Origin of the sequence: Mesorhizobium sp. M1E.F.Ca.ET.063.01.1.1, from assembly GCF_003998155.1 — a bacterium.
In the GTDB taxonomy this organism is placed as follows: Bacteria; Pseudomonadota; Alphaproteobacteria; order Rhizobiales; family Rhizobiaceae; genus Mesorhizobium.
In genome coordinates, this window is sequence record NZ_RZSC01000040.1 from 1 (window position 1) to 18975 (window position 18975).

Consider the following 18975-nt stretch of genomic DNA (forward strand, 5'->3'; position numbering starts at 1 on the left):
GCATAGACTTGGTAGAGCGCGCCTTCGCTCCAGGGGTAGATCTGGATGGCGTTGTAATAGCCCTCGCGCCGCGGCTGGACACGCGCGGCCGCGTTGGCGCTCTCGACTTGCGCGGTCGGACTGTTGGCTGCGGCACCGCCGCGCGCCGGAATCCAGCCCGGTGGAACGTGCAGCGGTTTCGGCTTCTCGTAGGTCGCGGCAGCCGGCATTGCCGGCAATGGCGGAACGTAGGCGTCATAAGCAATCCGCGGGGGCTTCTCAGGCGTGGCGCAGCCAGCGAGCACGGTCGCCGAGAGCAATACCGCCGCTACCGCGTATCCATGGAAAGCGGGAGTGATCGAAGCACGCAATGCCAGGGTCATTGGTTCATCTCCCGCGACCAGTTGATGGCGTTGATGTAGATGCCGAGCGGATTGGCCCTTAGCCGTTCAGCGTCGGTTGGCGGCTGAATCACGATCGTCAGGATGGCTGTCCAGTGCTGGGTGGTGGAGAGCTGGCCGTCTTCGTAATGACGCTCAGTCCAGGCGACGCGGAAGGAAGCCGCAGAAGCGCGGATGACCGAGGACACTTCGATCGCGACCTGCTGCTTGCCGATCTTGGCGAAGGGTTCGTTGGCGCGGGCATAGTCGTTTAGCGCCGCAGCACCTTGGTCGGTCGTCCATTCATAGGCGCGCAGCCAGTTCTGGCGCACGATGATCGGATCGGCCGGGATCGATCGGACCTGTTCGACGAAGCGGGCAAGATGCCATGCGATTTGAGGATCGGTCGGCTTGTAGTCGGCGGCCGCAGGCGCGACCGTCTGCGCCTGTCCGAGCGTATCGAGTTGCACGACCCATGGCACGACCGTGCCTCGGCTCGATTGCCACACGAGTGAACCGGCAAGGCCAGCCGACAGGATCAGCGATCCGAAGGCCATAATGCGCCAGTTCCTTGCCTGCACGCGGGCCGAACCGATGCGCTCGTCCCAAACCTGCGCTGCTTTCTGGTAAGGCGTTTCCGGTTGCGGTGTCTTGCCGTAGTGAACAGCGGGGCGTTTGAAGATGTTCATAGATCACTTGCCTTCAGAAAGAGAAATGGAGGTTCCGCTGCCGTGGGCCTCGCCTGAGCGTACGGCATGGGCAGTGGTTTGGACGCCGTGAGACAGGCGCTGGGATCGCTGCATGCGTTTGGCCCAGTCGGGCGGGCTTTGCGCCGCGGCACCGGCCTGAGTGGTGCGGCCGAACGAAGGATCGTTGGCCGACGTGGCGGCCCCGCCCAGCGTTCCCAGAGTCGACGATCCGCCGGTGGACTCGACGGCAAAATTGACGCCGGATGTGAAACTTGACTTCATCGATTGACTGGCCTGAGCGGCGGCGCGCCTAAGCGGCGATGCAGCGGCCGACATGCCGGCGCTTGCAACGCCGCTCAGGCCTGAGGCGACACCGGCAGTGCCAGTCTGGCCGACAGAGCCTAAGGTATAGGCAGTCGACGCGCCCCCGGCCAAGTACGAGCCGCCTCGGGCCGCAGATGTCGCTCCAGAGAAAGCCGCCGCTCCGCCCCTCGTCGCGAGGCCGGCAGCCCCGCCAGCGATGAGCCCCATGCCGCCAGCGGCGAGACCGGTGCCGACGGCAGCACCTGCGCCAAGCTGCGGGCCGCCGGAGACGAGGCCGTTGGCTATGCCGGGGCCGAAGATGCCGAGACCGAGCAGCGACAGGGCCGCCAGCACGATCGCCATGGCTTGATCGATTGTTGGGCTTTCGCCACCGAAGCCTTGGGTGAACTCGCTGAAGAGCGTCGAGCCGATGCCAATGACGACGGCAAGAACAAGCACCTTGATACCCGACGAGATGACGTTGCCGAGCACGCGTTCGGCCATGAATGCCGTCTTGCCGAAGAGGCCGAAAGGGATCAGGACGAAGCCGGCCAGCGTCGACAGCTTGAATTCGATCAGCGTGACGAAGAGCTGCACGGCCAGGATAAAAAAGGCGAGCAGGACGAGCGCCCAGGCGAAGAGCAGGCAAGCGATCTGGATGAAGTTTTCGAAGAAGGACACATAGCCCATCAGCCCGGAGATGGCTTCGAGCAAAGGCCGTCCGGCGTCGAGCCCGGTCTGCGCCACCTTGCCAGGCCGCAGCAGGTCCTGCACTGAGAAGCCGGTGCCGCTTGCCTTGAGGCCGAGGCCGGAAAAGCTTTCGAAGACGATCCGGGCAAGACTGTTCCAATTGGAAATCAGGTAGGCGAAGACGCCGACGAACAGCGTCTTCTTGACAAGCCGCGCGAGGATGTCGTCATCGGCGCCCCAGCTCCAGAAGAGGGCCGCGAGCGTCACATCAATGACGATCAGGGTGGTGGCGACGAACGCGACTTCGCCACCGAGCAAGCCGAAGCCGCTGTCTATGTAACGCGTAAACGTGCCGAGGAATTGGTCGATAATGCCAGTGCTGCCCATGCCTATCGAGCCCCCGGCGAGTTCGCATCCGGCGACTGTGGGGTGGCCGACTGTGAAGTCGACCTCACAAATGGCGTTTTGGAACTGAGGAAACGGTCGCGCTGCTCGGTCCACAGTCGCAAACAGTCGCTGTCGCGCAGCGCACCCTCACCGAGCACCTGGCAACGGCGAAGGCCCTCGCGGAGCGGGCTCTGCGACGTCGCCGGCGCCTCGAGCACTGCTGAGCCCGACTTGTCCTTTTTGCGGATCATCTCGACCGCTGTCGCGGTGACTGCGACGGCGACGAAAATCGCGGCGGTAATGCGAACGAGCGCCTTGCCATCCACTGTCGTGATCCTCAGTGGTTGAACATTGAGGCGTTGCCAGCCCGGTAGCCAGAGCCCGCGGCGAGGAAGCGACGGCGTTGCTCGCGGCCCTGTTCGGCCGCGGCGGCGCGCTCGGCGTCGGTCAGCGCCTGGGCGCGACCGTTGGCGGCGACGACGGCGGTGAGGTCGGCGATTTGCTGAGCCTGAAGCGCCAAGAGTTGGTTGCCGGCTTGCGTTGCCTGGAGCGCGCCGGTCGCCGATTGGCTGGCGCCGACAAGCGCAGACATCTGGGCGCGATTGGTGTCGACGTTTCCAACGACCCCGGCCTGAACCCGCATGGCGTCCTGAAGACCGCCGATGGTGTTTCGCCAACGCGAGCGCGCATTAGCGACGAGTTGCTGATCGGACGTGGACAGGGACACGCTGCCATATTGCTGCTGGAAGACCTTGTCGACCTGCTGGACGTCGAAGGCGATGTTCTGCGCCTGGTTGAGCAGTTGCTGGGTGCGCTGCACCGATTGCTGCAATTGCTGGAGCGAGGAGAAGGGCAGACTCGCCAGATTGCGGGCCTGATTGATCAGCATCTGGGCTTCGTTCTGCAGCGAGGTGATCTGGTTGGTGACCTGCTGCAGCGATCTGGCAGCGGTCAGCACATTCTGGGCATAGTTCGATGGATCAAACACGATGAAGGCGTGCGCCGGCCTGACAACGATGGGCGATACCGAGAGGGGCAAGGCGAGCATGGCCGCGGCCAGCGTAAGGGCGCGTGCGCGCGCGTGACGGGTAATCATGATTGGGGCTCCTTTTCGGGTTGCGGGGCAGAGATTTGCGGGGCGGAGATGAGGTCGGCGGCCCAGGCGACGTTTCTGGCGCGCAGCCATGCCGCGAGGAAACCGTCGCGGCCGCTCTCGATGGCAACACTGGCGATGAGAGCCTGGTCGGTCTTGGACGAAGCGGCGCAGAGCGCGAGACCGACCTCGGAAAGGCCGAGCTCGAACAGGCGGTTGCCGCGCCGCGACTGGCAATAGTAGTCGCGCTTGGGCGTCGCGCGCGCCAGAATCTCGATCTGGCGGTCGTTGAGGCCGAAGCGGCGGTAGATCGCCGTTATCTGCGGTTCGACGGCGCGTTCGTTGGGCAGCAGCAGCCGGGTTGGGCAGCTTTCGATAATCGCCGGCGCGATGCCGGAGTTGTCGATGTCGGAAAATGACTGGGTGGCAAAGACGACGCTGGCGTTCTTCTTGCGCAGCGTCTTCAGCCACTCGCGCAACTGGCCGGCAAAACCTTCGTCATCAAGCGCGAGCCAGCCCTCGTCAATGATCAGAAGAGTCGGCCGTCCATCGAGCCGGTCGCCTATGCGGTGGAACAGGTAGGACAGAACAGCAGGTGCTGCTCTGGTGCCGACAAGACCCTCGATTTCGAAGGCTTGCACGGATGCCGCGCCGAGATGTTCGGCTTCAGAATCTAGCAGCCGCCCGTATGGGCCTCCAACGCAATATGGCCGCAGAGCCTTTTTCAACTCGTTCGCCTGCAAGAGCACGCTGAGGCCAGTGATGGTGCGCTCGTCGACCGGCGCTGAGGCGAGCGATGTCAGAGCTGTCCAGATATGCTCCCTGGCCTCCGGGTTGATCGGGATCCCTTCACGCGCAAGGATCGAAACGATCCAGTCGGCCGCCCACGCGCGTTCATAAGTATCGTGCATGCGGGCAAGAGGCTGGAGCGAGACGGAGGTATCGCTGCCCTCGGTTAAGCCGCCCCCGAGATCGTGCCAGTCCCCACGCATGGCGAGCGCCGCGGCGCGGATCGAGCCCCCGAAGTCGAAGGCGAAGACTTGGCTGTGCAGATAGCGTCGGAACTGCAGCGCCATCAGCGCAAGCAGCACGGACTTGCCAGCGCCGGTGGGTCCGACCACCAAGGTGTGGCCGACGTCGCCGACATGCAAGGACAACCGGAACGGGGTCGAGCCCTCGGTCTTGCCATATAGCAAGGGAGGACTACCAAGGTGCTCGTCCCGTTCCGGCCCCGCCCACATGGCAGAGAGGGGGATCATGTGGGCGAGATTGAGTGTCGAGATGGGCGGCTGGCGGACATTGGCGTAGGCATGTCCGGGCAATGACCCAAGCCACGCATCGACAGCATTGACCGTTTCCAGCATGGCGCTGAAGTCGCGACCCTGGATGACTTTCTCGACAAGGCGCAGTTTCTCTTGCGCCAAATGCGGATTGGCGTCCCAGACCGTGATGGTCGCGGTGACGTAGGCCATGCCCGAAACGTCAGCGCCGAGTTCCTGCAATGCGATATCGGCGTCCGCGGCCTTGTTGGTAGCGTCCGTGTCCAGGAGCGCGGACGCCTCGTTCGTCATGACTTCCTTCAGGATCGCGGCGATGCTCTTCCTTTTGGCAAACCATTGCCGCCGGATCTTCGTCAGCAGCCTGGTAGCATCGGGCTTGTCGAGCAGGATCGCGCGCGTCGCCCAGCGATACGGGAAAGCGAGCCGGTTCAGATCGTCGAGCAGGCCTGGCGTCGTTGCGGTCGGAAAGCCGACAATGGTGAGAACGCGTAGATGCTGGTCGCCAAGGCGTGGCTCGAGCCCGGCAGTCAACGGCTGCTCCGCCAGCAGCGTATCGAGATAGATCGGGGTCTCCGGGACGCGCACCCCATGGCGTTTCGTCGAGACAGTCGAATGCAGGTAGGTCAGCGTCTCGGTATCGTCGAGCCACTGGCATTCCGGCATGAAGCCGTCGAGAAGAGAGAGAACGCGATCCGTGCGGTCGACAAACGCGCGCAGGATCTCATGAGGATCCACGCCGGACTGTTCGCGTCCCTCGTAGAGCCAGGTCTCCGCCCGCGCCGCATCCTCGGCCGGCGGCAGGTAGAGGAAGGTGAGGAAGTAGCTCGATATGAAGTGGATGCCGTCCTCCTCGAAGTCGGCTTTGCGCTCGGCGTCGACCAAGCCGGAGGCGGGATCGGGAAATTGGCTGTCGGGATAGGTCGCCGCCTCATGGCGCTGAGCCTCGACGAAAATGCTCCAACCCGAGCCGAGACGACGGAAGGCGTTGTTGATGCGCGAGGCGACCGCCACCAGTTCTGCCGCCACGGCGGAATCCAGGTCCGGCCCGCGAAACCTTGCGGTGCGCTGAAAGCTCCCGTCCTTGTTCAACACCACGCCAGGCGCCGCGAGCGCAGCCCAAGGCAGGTAGTCGGCCAGACGGTTGGCGTCCCGGCGAAACTCAGCAAGGTTCATCATGGCCGCGCCCTCAAACCGACAGGTGGCCGGGAAGGCGCAGATGTCTCCGGACGACTTCAACGAACAGGGGATCGCGCTTTGCGGCCCACACCGTCGTGAAGTGTCCGAGCGCCCAGAGAAGGAGACCGACCAGCCAGAGCCGCAGGCCGAGGCCGACCGCGCCTGCGAGGGTGCCGTTCATGATCGCTATCGAACGCGGCGCGCCGGCGAGCAGGATGTGCTCGGTCAGAGCTCTGTGAACGGAGACCACATATCCCGGCACCGCGTCGATCTGTTCGAAAGCGGTCGCCATCAGATCAGCGCTCCGCCGCCAAACGAGAAGAACGACAGAAAAAAGCTGGACGCCGCGAAGGCGATCGAGAGGCCAAAGACGATCTGGATCAGTCGCCGAAAACCTCCGGAAGTATCGCCGAAGGCGAGCGTCAGTCCGGTCACTATGATGATGATCACGGCAATGATCTTGGAGACCGGACCTTCGATCGACTGGAGGATCTTCTCCAGCGGCTGCTCCCACGGCATTGACGATCCGGCGGCATTGGCGGCCGAGGCGGCCATGAGACTGATGAAGAGCGTCGTGCCTGAAGCGGCGATACGCCGGTAGCCTCGCGAGTGAGCGCGGATCATGAATTGTCTCCTTCATTGTTCTGGCTGGCTTGGGAAGTGCGATAGTCGCCGTCGGGACCAAGTCCTTCGACCCGGGTGAGCTCGGTGAGCCGGCGCGCAGAACCGCGTCCGGATAGAACGGCGACCACGTCTATGGTTTCGGCTATCAGGGCGCGCGGAACGGTGACGACGGCTTCCTGGATGAGTTGCTCGAGACGCCGCAGGGCGCCGATGCCGGAGCCGGCGTGGATGGTGCCGATGCCGCCGGGATGCCCGGTGCCCCAAGCCTTCAGAAGGTCAAGCGCTTCCGAGCCTCGCACCTCGCCAATGGGGATACGGTCAGGACGAAGGCGAAGCGAGGAGCGGACCAGATCGGCGAGCGATGCGACGCCATCCTTGGTGCGCATGGCGACCATGTTGGGCGCGGAGCATTGCAGTTCGCGCGTGTCTTCGATGATGACGACGCGATCCGACCCCTTCGCCACTTCGGCGAGCAGGGCATTGGTCAGCGTCGTCTTGCCGGTGGAGGTGCCGCCCGCCACAAGGATGTTCGCGCGGCCCACTACTGCGGCGCGCAACGTGGCCTTCTGGCCGGCGGTCATTATGCCCGCCGCGACATAGTCCTCGAGCGTGAATACAGCGACTGCCGGCTTGCGGATCGCGAAGGCGGGCGCTGAAACGACGGGCGGAAGCAGCCCCTCGAAGCGTTCGCCGGTTTCCGGCAACTCAGCCGAGACGCGCGGGGAACGGGTATGCACCTCGGCGCCAACATGGTGAGCGACCAGACGCACAATGCGCTCGCCATCCGCGGACGGCAGCATCTGGCCCGTGTCAGCCAGACCCTCCGAAAGCCGATCCACCCAGATTCGGCCGTCCGGGTTCAACATCACTTCGACGATTGCCGGATCGTCGAGGAACCGGCTGATGGCTTGACCGAGCGCGGTGCGCAGCATGCGCGAACTGCGCGCGCGTCGTTCGGTGTTGTTGTGCAAAGCTGCCATTTTGTCCCCGTTTCGGTCGGGAACAATGCAGGCGGTCCCCGGTCGGGGATGATTAAGAGAGCGGTATTCTTAGCTGCTGCAACAGGTTTATCGAGGCGTAGTAGCGTGGCGTGTAAATACAGGAGATAGACGGCGCTCGCGCGTACAGCCTTTCCATGAGGTTGGGGATTGCAATGGCAGATTCCATACGCGATCGCGTATATTGACATATCATACGCATTTGCGTATAAGCTGCTTCCATACGTGATTGCGTATATTGACAAGAAATACGCGAATGCGTATATGGCCCTCTGGAGGCTTGTCATGACCGACCAGATCGCTCGCAACGAGAAGCAACTCGGCGCCATCCTGCGTCGCGCCCGCCGGCAGGCCGACCTCACGCAAGAAACGCTTGGCAATCAAATCCACCTGCGCCAGGCCACCGTGTCACGCCTTGAAGCCGGCGAGCCAGCGGTGCAGCTCAGCACGTTGATGGCCGCTCTCTCCGCCCTCGACCTCGAACTCGTCGTTCGCCCGCGCAGCAAAAGCAGCGCCACCGAGATCGAAGACTTGTTCTGATGGCGAGGCGGCCGGCTCACACACCGCTTAATGTCTTCCTGAACGGGCGCCTCGTGGGAGTGTTGCGCAGGCAATCAAACGGCGCCGTGGACTTCCAATACGCCCGCGAATGGCTGGACTGGCACGGTACCTTCCCGGTTTCGCTCTCACTTCCTTTGCGGGAGGACCGCTATATCGGCGCGCCCGTGATCAACGTCTTCGACAACCTGCTTCCTGACAATGAAGCCATCCGCAAGCGGGTTGCCGAACGCGTCGGCGCGGCTGGCACCGATGCCCACAGCCTGCTCGCCGTGCTGGGCCACGATTGCGTCGGTGCGCTGCAGTTCCTGCCTGACGGCATTGATCCTGGCAATCCGGGCAGCAGCGATGGCAAGCCAGTCAGCAAAAAGGACATAGCCGGAATAATCGAAAACCTTACCGCCGCTCCTCTCGGCCTGGGTGAGGATGGGGATTTCCGCATCTCGATCGCCGGCGCCCAGGAAAAGACGGCGCTGTTGCGCAAGGACGGATGCTGGTTCAAGCCGATCGGCACGGCTGCCACCACCCACATCCTGAAGCCGCAGATCGGCAGGTTGCCCAACGGCATCGATCTCTCCAATAGCGTCGAGAACGAGTATCTGTGCCTCAAGCTGCTTGAGGCGTTCGGCGTTCCTGCCGCCAAGACGGAGATCGCGGATTTCGGGGAGCGCCGCACACTGATCGTCGAGCGCTTCGACCGGCTGTGGGCCAGGGACGGCCGCCTCCTGCGCCTGCCGCAAGAGGATATGTGTCAAGCGCTGTCGGTCCCGCCGACACGTAAGTACCAGTCAGAGGGCGGACCCGGTATGCGGGAGATTATCGAGCTTCTAAAGGGCAGTGACCAGCCGGAAGACGACATAGCGGTCTTTCTGCGCGCTTGCATCGTATTCTGGCTGATCTCGGCGACCGACGGCCACGCCAAGAATTTCAGCATCTTTCTAGGCCCAGGCGGGCGGTTTCGCATGACGCCGCTCTACGACGTGCTGACCGCGCAGCCCAGCCTTGATGCCGGACAGATCACTCGCAAAAAATTCAAGTTGGCAATGGCGGTCGGCAAAAGCCGGCACTATTCGGTGCATGAGATTGTGCCCCGCCACTTCATACAGACCGCTGACATTGCTGGCGTGGGCACCCCTGTCATGCGCCGAATTTTCGAAGACATTGCCGGAAACGCGGAGAAGCAGGCTGATACCGTGATCTCCTCACTACCGCGTGGCTTTCCTGGACAGGTTGTCGATTCGGTCAGGTTGGCCATAGGCAGGCGTGCGATGCTTCTTGCTGGTGCAAATTGATCCGAGATCAGAAGAGGCATTCCAGGCCATCGATCGCCTACATGAACTCGACGATTCGGCCGGCATGCCATCGGATGGAGGCGGAGCGGCGCTGGAGGGGGGCATCGGCCGGGATCATGTGCGCACCTTGGCAATATCGATCGCGACCAGCACCGTGGCGGCGAGCTAGGTGCGCGCCTGCAGCGAAAAGCTGCGCTCGCGGCTGTCTCGGCTGTCGCGTTCCTTCATTCCGTAGGCACTAAGGCTCCTTCATCAGGTCATACACGACCAGCGCCGGCAGAACGGGCTTCTAGCGGCAACCTCAAATGCTAAATATTGCGGAGGGCGTCTGAATTTTCGCCGCTCTACTGTTTCAGGTAAGGCGCTATTCCGTCTTGGGCGGCGCTGGTTTCTTGATCTGCTGCGCGTCAGTTGTCTTCGCCACGTCGGATTTTTCAACGCTGGCCGTTTTGGTCGTGTCGACCTGTGCTGCTGATGCCATTGATTGGTGATACGCGCATTCTGCGGCTGCGCCCGACATCGACAGGCCCAATGCTGCGACTGTCGCAAGGAAGGTTTTCATCCGATCGTCCTTATTCGTGGGTGACGCAGCGTAACCCGCCATGCACCGACCGCAAAATCACTTTCGGCAAGCTCGCTGCCACAACGCGGACATCACGATGCCAACACGCAATGTGTCCTGACCAAGCACCATGAAGAGGTGATCGCCCACCTGGTGAAGACCGGGCGTTATCAGAACGCCAGCGAGGTGCTGCGCGAAGGTTTGCGTCTGGTCGAGCAGCGCGAAGCGCGAGAGGAAGCAAAGGTCGCCGCGCTCAAGGAGGTGGCAAGCATCGGGTTCCAAGACATCGAGTAAGGCCGGTTCAGGGAAATCGACGACGGCAGCGTGGATGAGTTGATTAGCGGTCTGGGTTGGCAGGCCGGCACGCTGGTCGAACGCCATTTGCCGACAAGCTACGGCGACGGTTGACGGTGTGGCGCTAGATGTGCGGCGTGATGTCGGTGCAAAGGACACGCCCGCGTCGAAACGCCGGATGCAGGCCGATCTGAATCCGAACGCTACAAATTGTACGCGGTCCGTTACCGATCCTTAGGCATGGTTGAAATTGGACGGCGGCGTTAACGCCACGGTTGCGCTCTCTCTGCGATATTGCCGCCTGCACAGCACGCAAACGCAAGGGTGGGGCCCTCCATGATCGACCAGATTCGCTCGCTGCTAGAGCAGCATCCGATGATTCCGCTGAATTTCGGCGCACTTGCCGACGACGCCAATCTCTACGACGCGGGGCTGACCTCCTTCGCCTCGGTGCAGATGATGCTGGCGCTCGAGGAAGAGTTCGACATCGAATTCCCCGAGATGATGCTGACGCGGCGCACCTTCTCTTCGCTGGCCAGTATCGCGGACGCCGTTTCGCAATTGACGCGCAAGGCGGCGTAGCGCCATGAACGTGTTGAGAAAGATCGAAACGGCTTCGGTCGCGGAGGCGCCGGAAGCCGCAACTGAACGCATGTGCCGCGTCGCCGAGGTCGCCGCGAGCCATGCCGATCCCGTCGATAAGGAAGGCCGTTTCCCGGCGGAGACGATCGAGGCGCTGAAGCGCGAGCGCCTGCTCGGCGTGGCGATCCCGATCGAGCATGGCGGCGAGGGACTCGGCACGATGCAAATCGCCGACCTCATCGTCCAGCTCGGCCAGGCCTGCGGCTCGAGCGCGATGATCTATGCCATGCACCAGATCAAAACGTCGAGCTTCGTCACTCACGGCGGCGCCAGCGACTGGCATCGCGCCTATATGCGGCGCATCGCAGACGAGCAGCTTCTGATGGCTTCCGCGACGACGGAGGCCGGCATCGGCGGCAATTTGCGCAATTCGATCTGCGCGGTCGAGGTCGCCGGCGGGCGTTTCGCGCTGACCAAGGAAGCCACCGTCATCTCCTATGGCGACTACGCCGACGCCATCCTCGCCACGGCGCGGCGCGCGCCCGATGCGGCCAGCTCCGACCAGGTGATGGTGGTCATCCCGGTCGATGGCAACCGCACGCTGGAACGCACGTCCGTGTGGGACACGCTCGGCATGCGCGGCACCTGCTCCGATGGCTTTCATCTGGTCGCCACGGGTGACGCGACGCAGATATTCCCGAAGCCGTTCTCCGAGATCGCGGCGCAGTCGATGCTGGCCAGCTCGCACATCTTCTGGGCGGCGACCTGGTTCGGCATCGCCGCCGACGCCTTCAATCGGGCGCAGGCCTTTGTCAAGGCGGCGGCGCGCAAGCAGCCCGAGGCCATGCCGCCGGGCGCGCTGAGGCTGGCCGAGGCGGCTGCCCTTTTACAGGAGATGAAAGGCCACCTGACGGCCGCCATCCACCGCTTCGAAGCGGCCAAGGGCGACGACGACGCTTTGTCTTCGATCGGCTTCGCCGCCGAGATCAACGCGCTGAAGGTCGCGGCCAGCGAGAAGGCGGGCGCCGTGGTGCGCCTCGCCATGCTAGTCAACGGTATCCTTGGCTACAAGAACGGCACCCCGTTCAGCGTCGGCCGGCACTTGCGCGATGTGACCTCGGCGCCGGTGATGATCTCCAACGACCGCATCCTTTCCAATACCGCGACGCTCATGCTGATGAGCCGCTTCGACACTGGCCTGGGGGGCTGAGATGGACGCCAAGACATTCGACTCCAAGTCGCTTCTCGACAGCCTGTTCGAGAACGGCATCCTGTTCGAATCCGGCATCGACGGCCTCTATGGCCGTTCGGGCGCATTCGAGGAAGTGATCGAGCGCTTCGAGCGTCTCGTCACCCGGCTAGGGGCGCCCGACAAGGCCACCCGCATTCATTTTCCGCCGGGCATGAGCCGCGCGACGCTGGAGAAGAGCGGCTATATGAAGAGCTTTCCGCAGCTTGCCGGCTGTGTGCACTCGTTCAGGGGAGGCGAGCGGGAGCACGCGCAACTGCTCGGCATGATGGCGGATGGCGGGGACTGGACGGAGCTGCAGAAGGCAACGGATGTCGCGCTGACACCGGCCGCCTGCTATCCGCTCTATCCCACCGTCGCCGCGCGCGGCCCGGTGCCGGCGCAGGGCCTGCTTTTCGAGCTCTCCTCGTACTGCTTCCGCCACGAGCCGTCGAAGGACCCGGCGCGCATGCAGCTCTTTCGCATGCGAGAGTTCGTCAAGATCGGCACGGCCGAGCAGGTGCGCTCGTTCCGCGAAAGCTGGCTGAAGCGCGGCAAGGCGATGATCGAGCAGCTCGACCTGCCCTGCGAAGTCGATCTTGCCAACGATCCGTTCTTCGGCCGCGGCGGCAAGATGATGGCCAACAATCAGCGCGACCAGGGCTTGAAATTCGAGCTACTGATCCCGGTGACCAGCATCGAGAAGCCGACCGCCTGTTTGAGCTTCAACTATCACCAGGACCATTTTGGCCGGACCTGGGGCCTGAAGTTCGCCGACGGGGAGTTCTGCCACTCGGCCTGCGTCGGCTTTGGGCTGGAGCGTGTGGCGCTGGCGCTGTTCCGCCATCACGGGCCGGACGCGGACGCCTGGCCGGCGGCGGTCCGCGACGTGCTGTGGAGCGTGTGACATGCGCGGAGCTATCGCCGGCCTCGACCCGGCCAGCTACCGGCCGCATTGGCTGCACGATCCGCAAAGGCGCTGGCCGCAGACCAACTGCTATGTCGACCTCCTGATTGAGGTACTGCACGCGACCGGCCACGATCCGGTCGCGGCGCTCGGTTTCACCGTGGCGCAGGATTTCGAGGGCGATCAGTTCACCTTCTTCAAGTTCCCGACCGCCGACCTGCAGCAGTTGGCCGGGCTGGACATCCAGGAACTGGCGGTCTTCGACCGGCTGGAGACGCATGTGCTGGCGCAAATCGAACTCGGCCGGCTGCCGCTGGTCGAGGTCGACGCCTTCTACCTGCCCGACACCAGGGGCATCACCTATCGCAACGGCCATTCCAAGACCACGTGCGGCATCGATGCGCTCGATCCCGAGGGGCGGCGGATGCGCTACTTCCACAATGACGGCTACTTCGCGCTCGAGGGCGAAGACTACGACGGCATCTTCGGCCAATGGGATGATGTGTCGGCCGGGGACCTGCCGCTGTTTCCTTACGCGGAATTCGTGAAGTTCGACGCCACGCGCCCGGCCCGTGACGCGGTCGGGACCGCAGCGGCGTTGCTTGCGCATCACTTGAAGCGGCGGCCGAAGCGCAATCCGCTTGGCGCCTATGCGGCCGCGTTCGGCCGCCACGCTGAAACGCTGGCGACGCGGTCGCCGGACTATTTCCATACCTATGCCTTCAACACGCTGCGCCAGGTCGGCGCGAATTTCGAACTTCTCGGCAGTCATCTCGAATGGCTGGGGCAGCACGGCGAAACCTGCCTGGCGGAGGCGGCGCAAGCCGCCGGCGACATTGCCGATGGCGCCAAGGTCATGCAGTTCAAGCTCGCCCGGGCGATGGCGCGGCAGCGTTTCGAGGGCTTGGCCGAGGCGATCGCGCCAATGGCGCAGGCCTACGAAACGGTGATGGACGTGCTGGACGCCCGCATGGCGGGTGTCGCCTCCAAGGCGGCGTAGGGCCGGGCGAGGCGCATTTGAACATGGGTGTGCGAATGGACGCCACGGTGTCGACCGCCGGCACTGTCGAGTTGCTGGACCGGGGTTGGCGGATGGCCGTCTCGGCGGCCGGCGCTTGGGCTTCGCCGGATGATATCGACGCAAACGCCGACTGGCTGGACGCGGCCTGTCCCGGCACGGCGGCGGGCACGCTGGAAAAGCATGGCCGCTGGGACCGCAAGCAGCCAACCCCGCTGCATGACCGCGATGTCTGGTACAGCCGCCGGCTCGACGCGACCGGCCCGGCGCGGCTGGTGTTCGAGGGACTGGCGACTGTCGCCGAGGTCTGGCTTGGCGACCGGCTGCTGCTTACCTCGACCTCGATGTTCGAGCGCCACGAGGCCGCGGTGACCCTTTCAGGCGGCGAGCCGCTCGCCATCGTCTTGCGCAGTCTCGACCGCCATCTGGAAACGGCGACCGGTCCACGCGCGCGCTGGCGTCCTCGCATGATCGACGATCAGCGGCTGCGGTTGGTGCGCACCACCCTGATCGGACACATGCCGGGCTGGTGCCCGACCTTCGATGTCGTCGGGCCGTGGCGTCCCGTCAAGCTGATCCGCGAAAATGGCGGGCAGCGCATCCTCGATGCCGACATGCGCGCCAGCCTCGACGGTTCGACCGGGCATCTTGCCGTTGCGATCACCCTCGCTGAACCTATCGACGATGCGCAGACGGCGCATGTCAGCTGCGCTGGAGTGCGTGCGTGCCTCAAGGTCGAGACACCCACCCGGCTGACGGCGGAACTGGACATTGCCGATGTCGCCCCATGGTGGCCGAACAGTCATGGCGAGCCGGCGCTGCACGACGTGATGGCGACGATCGGCACGATGCGCAGCCGGCTCGACCGGGTCGGGTTTCGCCGTATCGAGATCGATCGCGGCGCCGACGGACGCGACTTCCGCCTCGTCGTCAACGGCGTGCCGGTATTCTGCCGCGGCGCGGTCTGGACGCCGTCCGATCCTGTGCGGCTGCCATGCGAGCGGGGCGTAATCGAGCTCGAGCTCGACCTCGTGCGTCGAGCCGGCGTCAACATGCTGCGGGTCGGCGGCACCTTCGCTTATGAGGGCGATGCGTTCCACGAGCTGTGCGACGAGATGGGCATTCTCGTCTGGCAGGACCTGATGCTCGCCAATTTCGACTATCCCGCGAAGAGCGAGGCCTGGCGGGCGGCGCTGTCGAGCGAGGTGGAAAACCTGTTGAAGCGGCTTCGGCATTCGCCGTCGCTGGCGGTGCTGTGCGGCGGCAGCGAGGTGGCGCAGCAGGCTGCGATGCTCGGCATGCCGGCGGCGATGGATCCGACACCCTGGCTCGACGCGGTCGTGCGTCCGGCCGCACAGGCGATCCTGCCCGATCTCGCGCTGGTGTCCTCGTCGCCCTCCGGCGGCAGTCTGCCCTTCGCCGCGGATGGCGGCCCGACGCATTATTATGGCGTCGGCGCCTATTGCCGGCCGCTGGAAGACGCGCGCCGCGCGGAGGTGCGTTTCGCCAGCGAGTGCCTCGCCTTCGCCAACGTGCCGGAACAGACGACGCTGGATGAGCAACTGCCCGTTCCGCCCGGCCACGATCCGCGCTGGAAGGCCGGTGTGCCGCGCGACGCAGGTGCGTCGTGGGATTTCGAGGACGTGCGCGAGCATTATCTCGAGGCGCTGTTCGGCGTCGATGTGCGCCGGCTGCGCATGGAAGATCCCGCGCGCTACCTCGACCTCTCACGCGCCGTCACCGCCGAGGTGGTTGAGCGCACGATCGACGAATGGCGCAGACCAGCTTCGCCGACGGCGGGTGCGCTGCTGTTTTTCTGGAAGGATCTGCGCCCGGGCGCAGGGTGGGGCATCGTCGATTCCACCGGACGGCCGAAATCGGTCTGGCATGCGCTGAGACGCGCCTTCGCGCCGCTCAGGCTGACGCTGAGCGACGAGGGCGTCAACGGGCTGGGCGTCCATCTCGTCAATGACGGAGCAAAGGCGGTCGAGGCGACGCTGTCGCTTGCCTGTTTGCGCGATGGCGTCACCCCGGTGGTGACGGCGCGCCAGCCGGTCACCGTGCAGGCGCGCGGGGCGCAGTTTCTGTCGGCGTTTTCGCTGCTCGGCGCCTTCTTCGACCTGTCTTATGCCTATCGCTTCGGCCCGGCGGGTCACGAGGTAACCGTGGCAAGGCTGGAAGGCCGCGACGGCGAAATCCTGGCCGAAGCCTTTCATGTGCTTCCCGGCGCCATGACCGCGCGACGCGATGTCGGCCTGTCGGCGCGGTTGGTGCGGGGAGGAGAAGACGGCTGGCGCCTGCGGCTCGCCTGCAGGCGAGCTGCCTATCACATCGCCATCAAGGATGGGCTGTTCCTTCCGCGCGAGAACGGCTTCCACCTGATGCCGGGTGCGGAGAAGGAAATTGGCCTTGACGGACCGGCCTCGTCCACGCCGGCCGGCATCGTGACAGCGCTGAACGGCGATCGCGACGTAACCTACGATGCGCCGCAAGCCGGCAATGCGGAAATCGGGGCGGAAACCGGGGCAGAAACCGGGGCAGAGATCATGCGGGCGTTGGAGCCCACTGGGAGCATGGCATGAGGGGGATAGTCTTCGCCGACACGATCGGCTGGCTTCATGAAGGCAAGGGCAACGAGCGGCGCGGCCGGGGCGTCGTCATCGCCGGGGCGCATGGGCACGAGGACCTGTGCAGCCGGCGTTTCCTGAGGCTGCTGGCCGACAAGGTGGCCGAAAACGGTCTGAAGGTGCTGCAGTTCGACTATCCCGGCTGCGGCAATGCCGCCGGGGATCATTCAACGCCCAATCAGGTGCGATCGTGGACGCAGAGCATAGGCGCCGCGATCGATCGGCTGAAGCGGGATTGCGGCGTGGCGGACGTCATTTTGGTCGGCTTCCGGCTTGGCGCTCTGCTGGCGCCGCTGGCGGCGGCCGGACGAGACGACGTGGCCGGTCTCGTGGTGCTCGCGCCGCCGTCCTCCGGCAAGGCCTATGTCCGCGAGATCACGGCCATGTCGCGCATGATCGACGCGCCGCTGGCCAGCCGTTCGGCGGGCGAAGGGGTTTTCACCGAGGGGCGCGAGGCCGCCGGCTTCCGGATTTCGCATGAGACGCTGGCCGACCTTTCGGCGCTCGACTGGCGGCATGCCGCGGCAAGCCTTCCACCCTTGCCGATGCTGGTGCTTACAAACGGCAAGCCGCTCGCCGCCGCCGAAATCCGTGGCGGCGAGGCGGGCCCTGCGGATTTCGCCGAGGCCGAGTTCGATGGCTATCCTCTCTTGATGTGCGACCCGACCGCTAACCGGATTCCGGCCGCCGCTCTTGACCGCTGCGCAGGCTGGATAGCCGACCATAAAGGCGAAGCGGTCGCAGGAAAGGCCATGCCGCACGATGCGTCGGAGTCCCTGGACGGTCCGCATTATACGGAAAAGCCGGTCCTGATCGGACCGGAGCCGATGATCTGCGGCGTGCTTTGCCGGCCGCACGGACGCCAGGCCGCAGCCGAGCCGGTGATCTTCCTAAATGCCGGTGGCGTGCCGCATGTCGGCTGGGCGCGTGGCACGGTGGAAGCGGTGCGGGAGCTGGCGGCGGAAGGCGTAGCTTCGCTGCGCGTCGACCTGCCCGGACTTGGCCTCAGCGATCCGACCGAGGAAGGGCGCCTGTTCCTCTATGACGGGCGCACGCGCCATGATGTGGGCCGTGCAATCGACTGGATGGAACGAGCCGGCTACCCTACTGTCGGCTTGGTCGGCACCTGCGCCGGCGCATTCCAGGCTTTTCACACCGCACGGGCCGATCGGCGGGTGCGGACGCTGACCATGATCAACCCGCTCTGCTTCGCCTGGAACAGTTCCTACGCGCTGGAGATGGCGGTCTGGAAGACTTACGAGACGTCCAAGGCCGTGCTCGGGCAGAACGCCGCCGCCATTGAGGAGAGCCGCGAGCCGGACGCCCCGGCATGGCGCGGGATCGCTTCGCGCAGCGCCCGGCTGATTGTCCGGCGCGGGCTGGAGGCGATCAAGTCCACAGTGTCGATGCTGCATCCGGCCGCTCTATTGGGACAGCGGCGGGTGGAACGCTGGATGCGCGACCTTTGTGGCCGGGGCGTGCGGGTTCTCCTGATGACCTCGGAAGGCGACCTGAGCCTGAAGGAGATCGCCCGCCATTTTGGCTCGGAGGAAGAGCGGCTCGGCAGCATTCGCGGCGTGACCAGGGTCTCGCTGCCGAATGCCGACCACACGCTGACGCCGTATCACGCACGGCGCGCCGTGATCGCGCGCCTGATCGATCACGGCGGCATCAGGCATGACGGCCACGCCCGTTCAGAGCCGGTGCGCGCGACGACAAGCCCGTCCTTCCTGGCACCATAGGAGCCAAGGACGCGCATGGAGAGCATGTCCGCCTGAAACAGATCGACGAGAGGCTGCATCTCAGGGTCGCCTGAGCAACCCGGGAACGGCCAAAGCCCCACATGGGGCGTGAGGCGCACCTCACAGCGCCTCACATTCCGATAATGTTCCAAGCGCGGAAACCGGCCAAACCGTTGGAATGTCGCCGGAAAACGTGGATTTTCGGAAGGTTTCGTTCTGGTCGGAGTGGCAGGATTTGAACCTGCGACCCCATCGTCCCGAACGAGCGGGCCATCCAGCAAAAGCCCGGATTTCCGCCATTTCTTATGATGCCAGACAGCCTTCGTTCACGTTTATTTCCGGCGATTCTGTGGGGTAACTGTGGGGTAGTCGGAAAAGTTCTCCTTCTGTGCCAAGACCATCCTGACTGTGTTTTTGGGCACGTTTCGCGAACGTGACTTGGAGACGATCGCCCGGGTGGCTTTGGCCTGAAAATCGGGGTGATGGTGCCCATAGGTCTCAATCAGCATTTCGACTGTCATGCCAAGAAAGCCCGCGGCCTCCCACCGGTCGGTACCCTGCTGCAT

The 18975-nt window shown here is 64.4% G+C and carries 17 protein-coding genes and 3 pseudogenes; 9 read left to right on the top strand and 11 right to left on the bottom strand.

Annotation, left to right across the window (positions count from 1 at the left end):
* From EOA29_RS05800 to trbB, 9 genes and pseudogenes are all read right to left on the bottom strand, one after another.
* Positions 1-362 (bottom strand): annotated as a pseudogene (locus EOA29_RS05800) (P-type conjugative transfer protein TrbG); the annotation flags it as partial.
* Complete coding sequence (gene trbF, locus EOA29_RS05805) at positions 359-1048, bottom strand: conjugal transfer protein TrbF (RefSeq protein ID WP_127220423.1); 690 nt, start codon at positions 1046-1048, stop codon at positions 359-361. The gene trbF and the pseudogene EOA29_RS05800, both read right to left, overlap by 4 nt.
* Positions 1049-1051: 3 nt before the next feature.
* On the bottom strand, positions 1052-2428 hold the full coding sequence (trbL, locus tag EOA29_RS05810; protein WP_127220425.1) for a P-type conjugative transfer protein TrbL: 1377 nt from the start codon (positions 2426-2428) through the stop codon (positions 1052-1054).
* A 2-nt stretch (positions 2429-2430) separates the two neighbouring features.
* Positions 2431-2754, bottom strand: coding sequence for a putative entry exclusion protein TrbK-alt (gene trbK-alt / locus EOA29_RS05815; RefSeq protein WP_127220427.1), 324 nt, complete (start codon positions 2752-2754; stop codon positions 2431-2433).
* Positions 2755-2765: 11 nt separating this feature from the next.
* Positions 2766-3524, bottom strand: coding sequence for a P-type conjugative transfer protein TrbJ (gene trbJ / locus EOA29_RS05820; protein WP_127220429.1), 759 nt, complete (start codon positions 3522-3524; stop codon positions 2766-2768).
* Positions 3521-5977, bottom strand: a complete 2457-nt coding sequence (gene trbE / locus EOA29_RS05825) for a conjugal transfer protein TrbE (RefSeq protein ID WP_127220431.1) — start codon at positions 5975-5977, stop codon at positions 3521-3523. The genes trbJ and trbE overlap by 4 nt, the downstream gene beginning before the upstream one ends.
* A gap of 10 nt (positions 5978-5987) precedes the next feature.
* Entirely contained in the window at positions 5988-6269 is a 282-nt protein-coding gene (locus tag EOA29_RS05830; RefSeq protein ID WP_127220433.1) for a VirB3 family type IV secretion system protein, read from the bottom strand.
* On the bottom strand, positions 6269-6601 hold the full coding sequence (locus EOA29_RS05835; protein WP_126095123.1) for a TrbC/VirB2 family protein: 333 nt from the start codon (positions 6599-6601) through the stop codon (positions 6269-6271). Before EOA29_RS05835 ends, EOA29_RS05830 begins: the two co-directional genes overlap by 1 nt.
* Positions 6598-7581 (bottom strand): P-type conjugative transfer ATPase TrbB, encoded by a 984-nt coding sequence (trbB, locus tag EOA29_RS05840; protein WP_127220435.1) that lies wholly within the window; start codon positions 7579-7581, stop codon positions 6598-6600. Before trbB ends, EOA29_RS05835 begins: the two co-directional genes overlap by 4 nt.
* A gap of 303 nt (positions 7582-7884) precedes the next feature.
* Between trbB and EOA29_RS05845 the strand changes: the two genes are divergently transcribed.
* Together EOA29_RS05845 and EOA29_RS05850 are read left to right on the top strand one after the other, a co-directional pair.
* Positions 7885-8139, top strand: coding sequence for a helix-turn-helix transcriptional regulator (locus EOA29_RS05845; protein ID WP_127220437.1), 255 nt, complete (start codon positions 7885-7887; stop codon positions 8137-8139).
* The gene (locus tag EOA29_RS05850) at positions 8139-9449 is read left to right on the top strand and encodes a type II toxin-antitoxin system HipA family toxin (protein WP_127220439.1); all 1311 of its coding nucleotides are present in this window, start codon (positions 8139-8141) and stop codon (positions 9447-9449) included. Before EOA29_RS05845 ends, EOA29_RS05850 begins: the two co-directional genes overlap by 1 nt.
* A 364-nt stretch (positions 9450-9813) precedes the next feature.
* On the opposite strand, the gene EOA29_RS05855 is transcribed toward EOA29_RS05850, so the two are convergent.
* Complete coding sequence (locus EOA29_RS05855) at positions 9814-10011, bottom strand: DUF680 domain-containing protein (protein WP_027164757.1); 198 nt, start codon at positions 10009-10011, stop codon at positions 9814-9816.
* 97 nt (positions 10012-10108) lie between these two features.
* Between EOA29_RS05855 and EOA29_RS42825 the strand changes: the two are divergent.
* From EOA29_RS42825 to EOA29_RS05890, 7 genes and pseudogenes are all read left to right on the top strand, one after another.
* Positions 10109-10419: pseudogene (locus EOA29_RS42825) on the top strand (type II toxin-antitoxin system ParD family antitoxin).
* A 222-nt stretch (positions 10420-10641) separates the two neighbouring features.
* Positions 10642-10887 carry an acyl carrier protein gene (locus EOA29_RS05865; protein WP_127220441.1) on the top strand — a complete coding sequence of 82 codons (246 nt, stop codon included), beginning with the start codon at positions 10642-10644 and terminating at the stop codon, positions 10885-10887.
* Between the two features lie 70 nt (positions 10888-10957).
* Complete coding sequence (locus tag EOA29_RS05870) at positions 10958-12097, top strand: acyl-CoA dehydrogenase family protein (RefSeq protein ID WP_245464979.1); 1140 nt, start codon at positions 10958-10960, stop codon at positions 12095-12097.
* A 1-nt stretch (position 12098) separates the two neighbouring features.
* Positions 12099-13022 (top strand): amino acid--[acyl-carrier-protein] ligase, encoded by a 924-nt coding sequence (locus EOA29_RS05875; RefSeq protein WP_127220442.1) that lies wholly within the window; start codon positions 12099-12101, stop codon positions 13020-13022.
* Between the two features lies 1 nt (position 13023).
* Positions 13024-14022, top strand: coding sequence for a DUF1839 family protein (locus EOA29_RS05880; RefSeq protein WP_127220444.1), 999 nt, complete (start codon positions 13024-13026; stop codon positions 14020-14022).
* 23 nt (positions 14023-14045) lie between these two features.
* Entirely contained in the window at positions 14046-16622 is a 2577-nt protein-coding gene (locus EOA29_RS05885; RefSeq protein WP_245468420.1) for a glycoside hydrolase family 2 protein, read from the top strand.
* Complete coding sequence (locus EOA29_RS05890) at positions 16619-18409, top strand: alpha/beta fold hydrolase (RefSeq protein WP_127220446.1); 1791 nt, start codon at positions 16619-16621, stop codon at positions 18407-18409. Before EOA29_RS05885 ends, EOA29_RS05890 begins: the two co-directional genes overlap by 4 nt.
* A 332-nt stretch (positions 18410-18741) precedes the next feature.
* Here EOA29_RS05890 and EOA29_RS42830 read toward each other — a convergent pair.
* Positions 18742-18975, bottom strand: a pseudogene (locus EOA29_RS42830) (site-specific integrase); the annotation flags it as partial.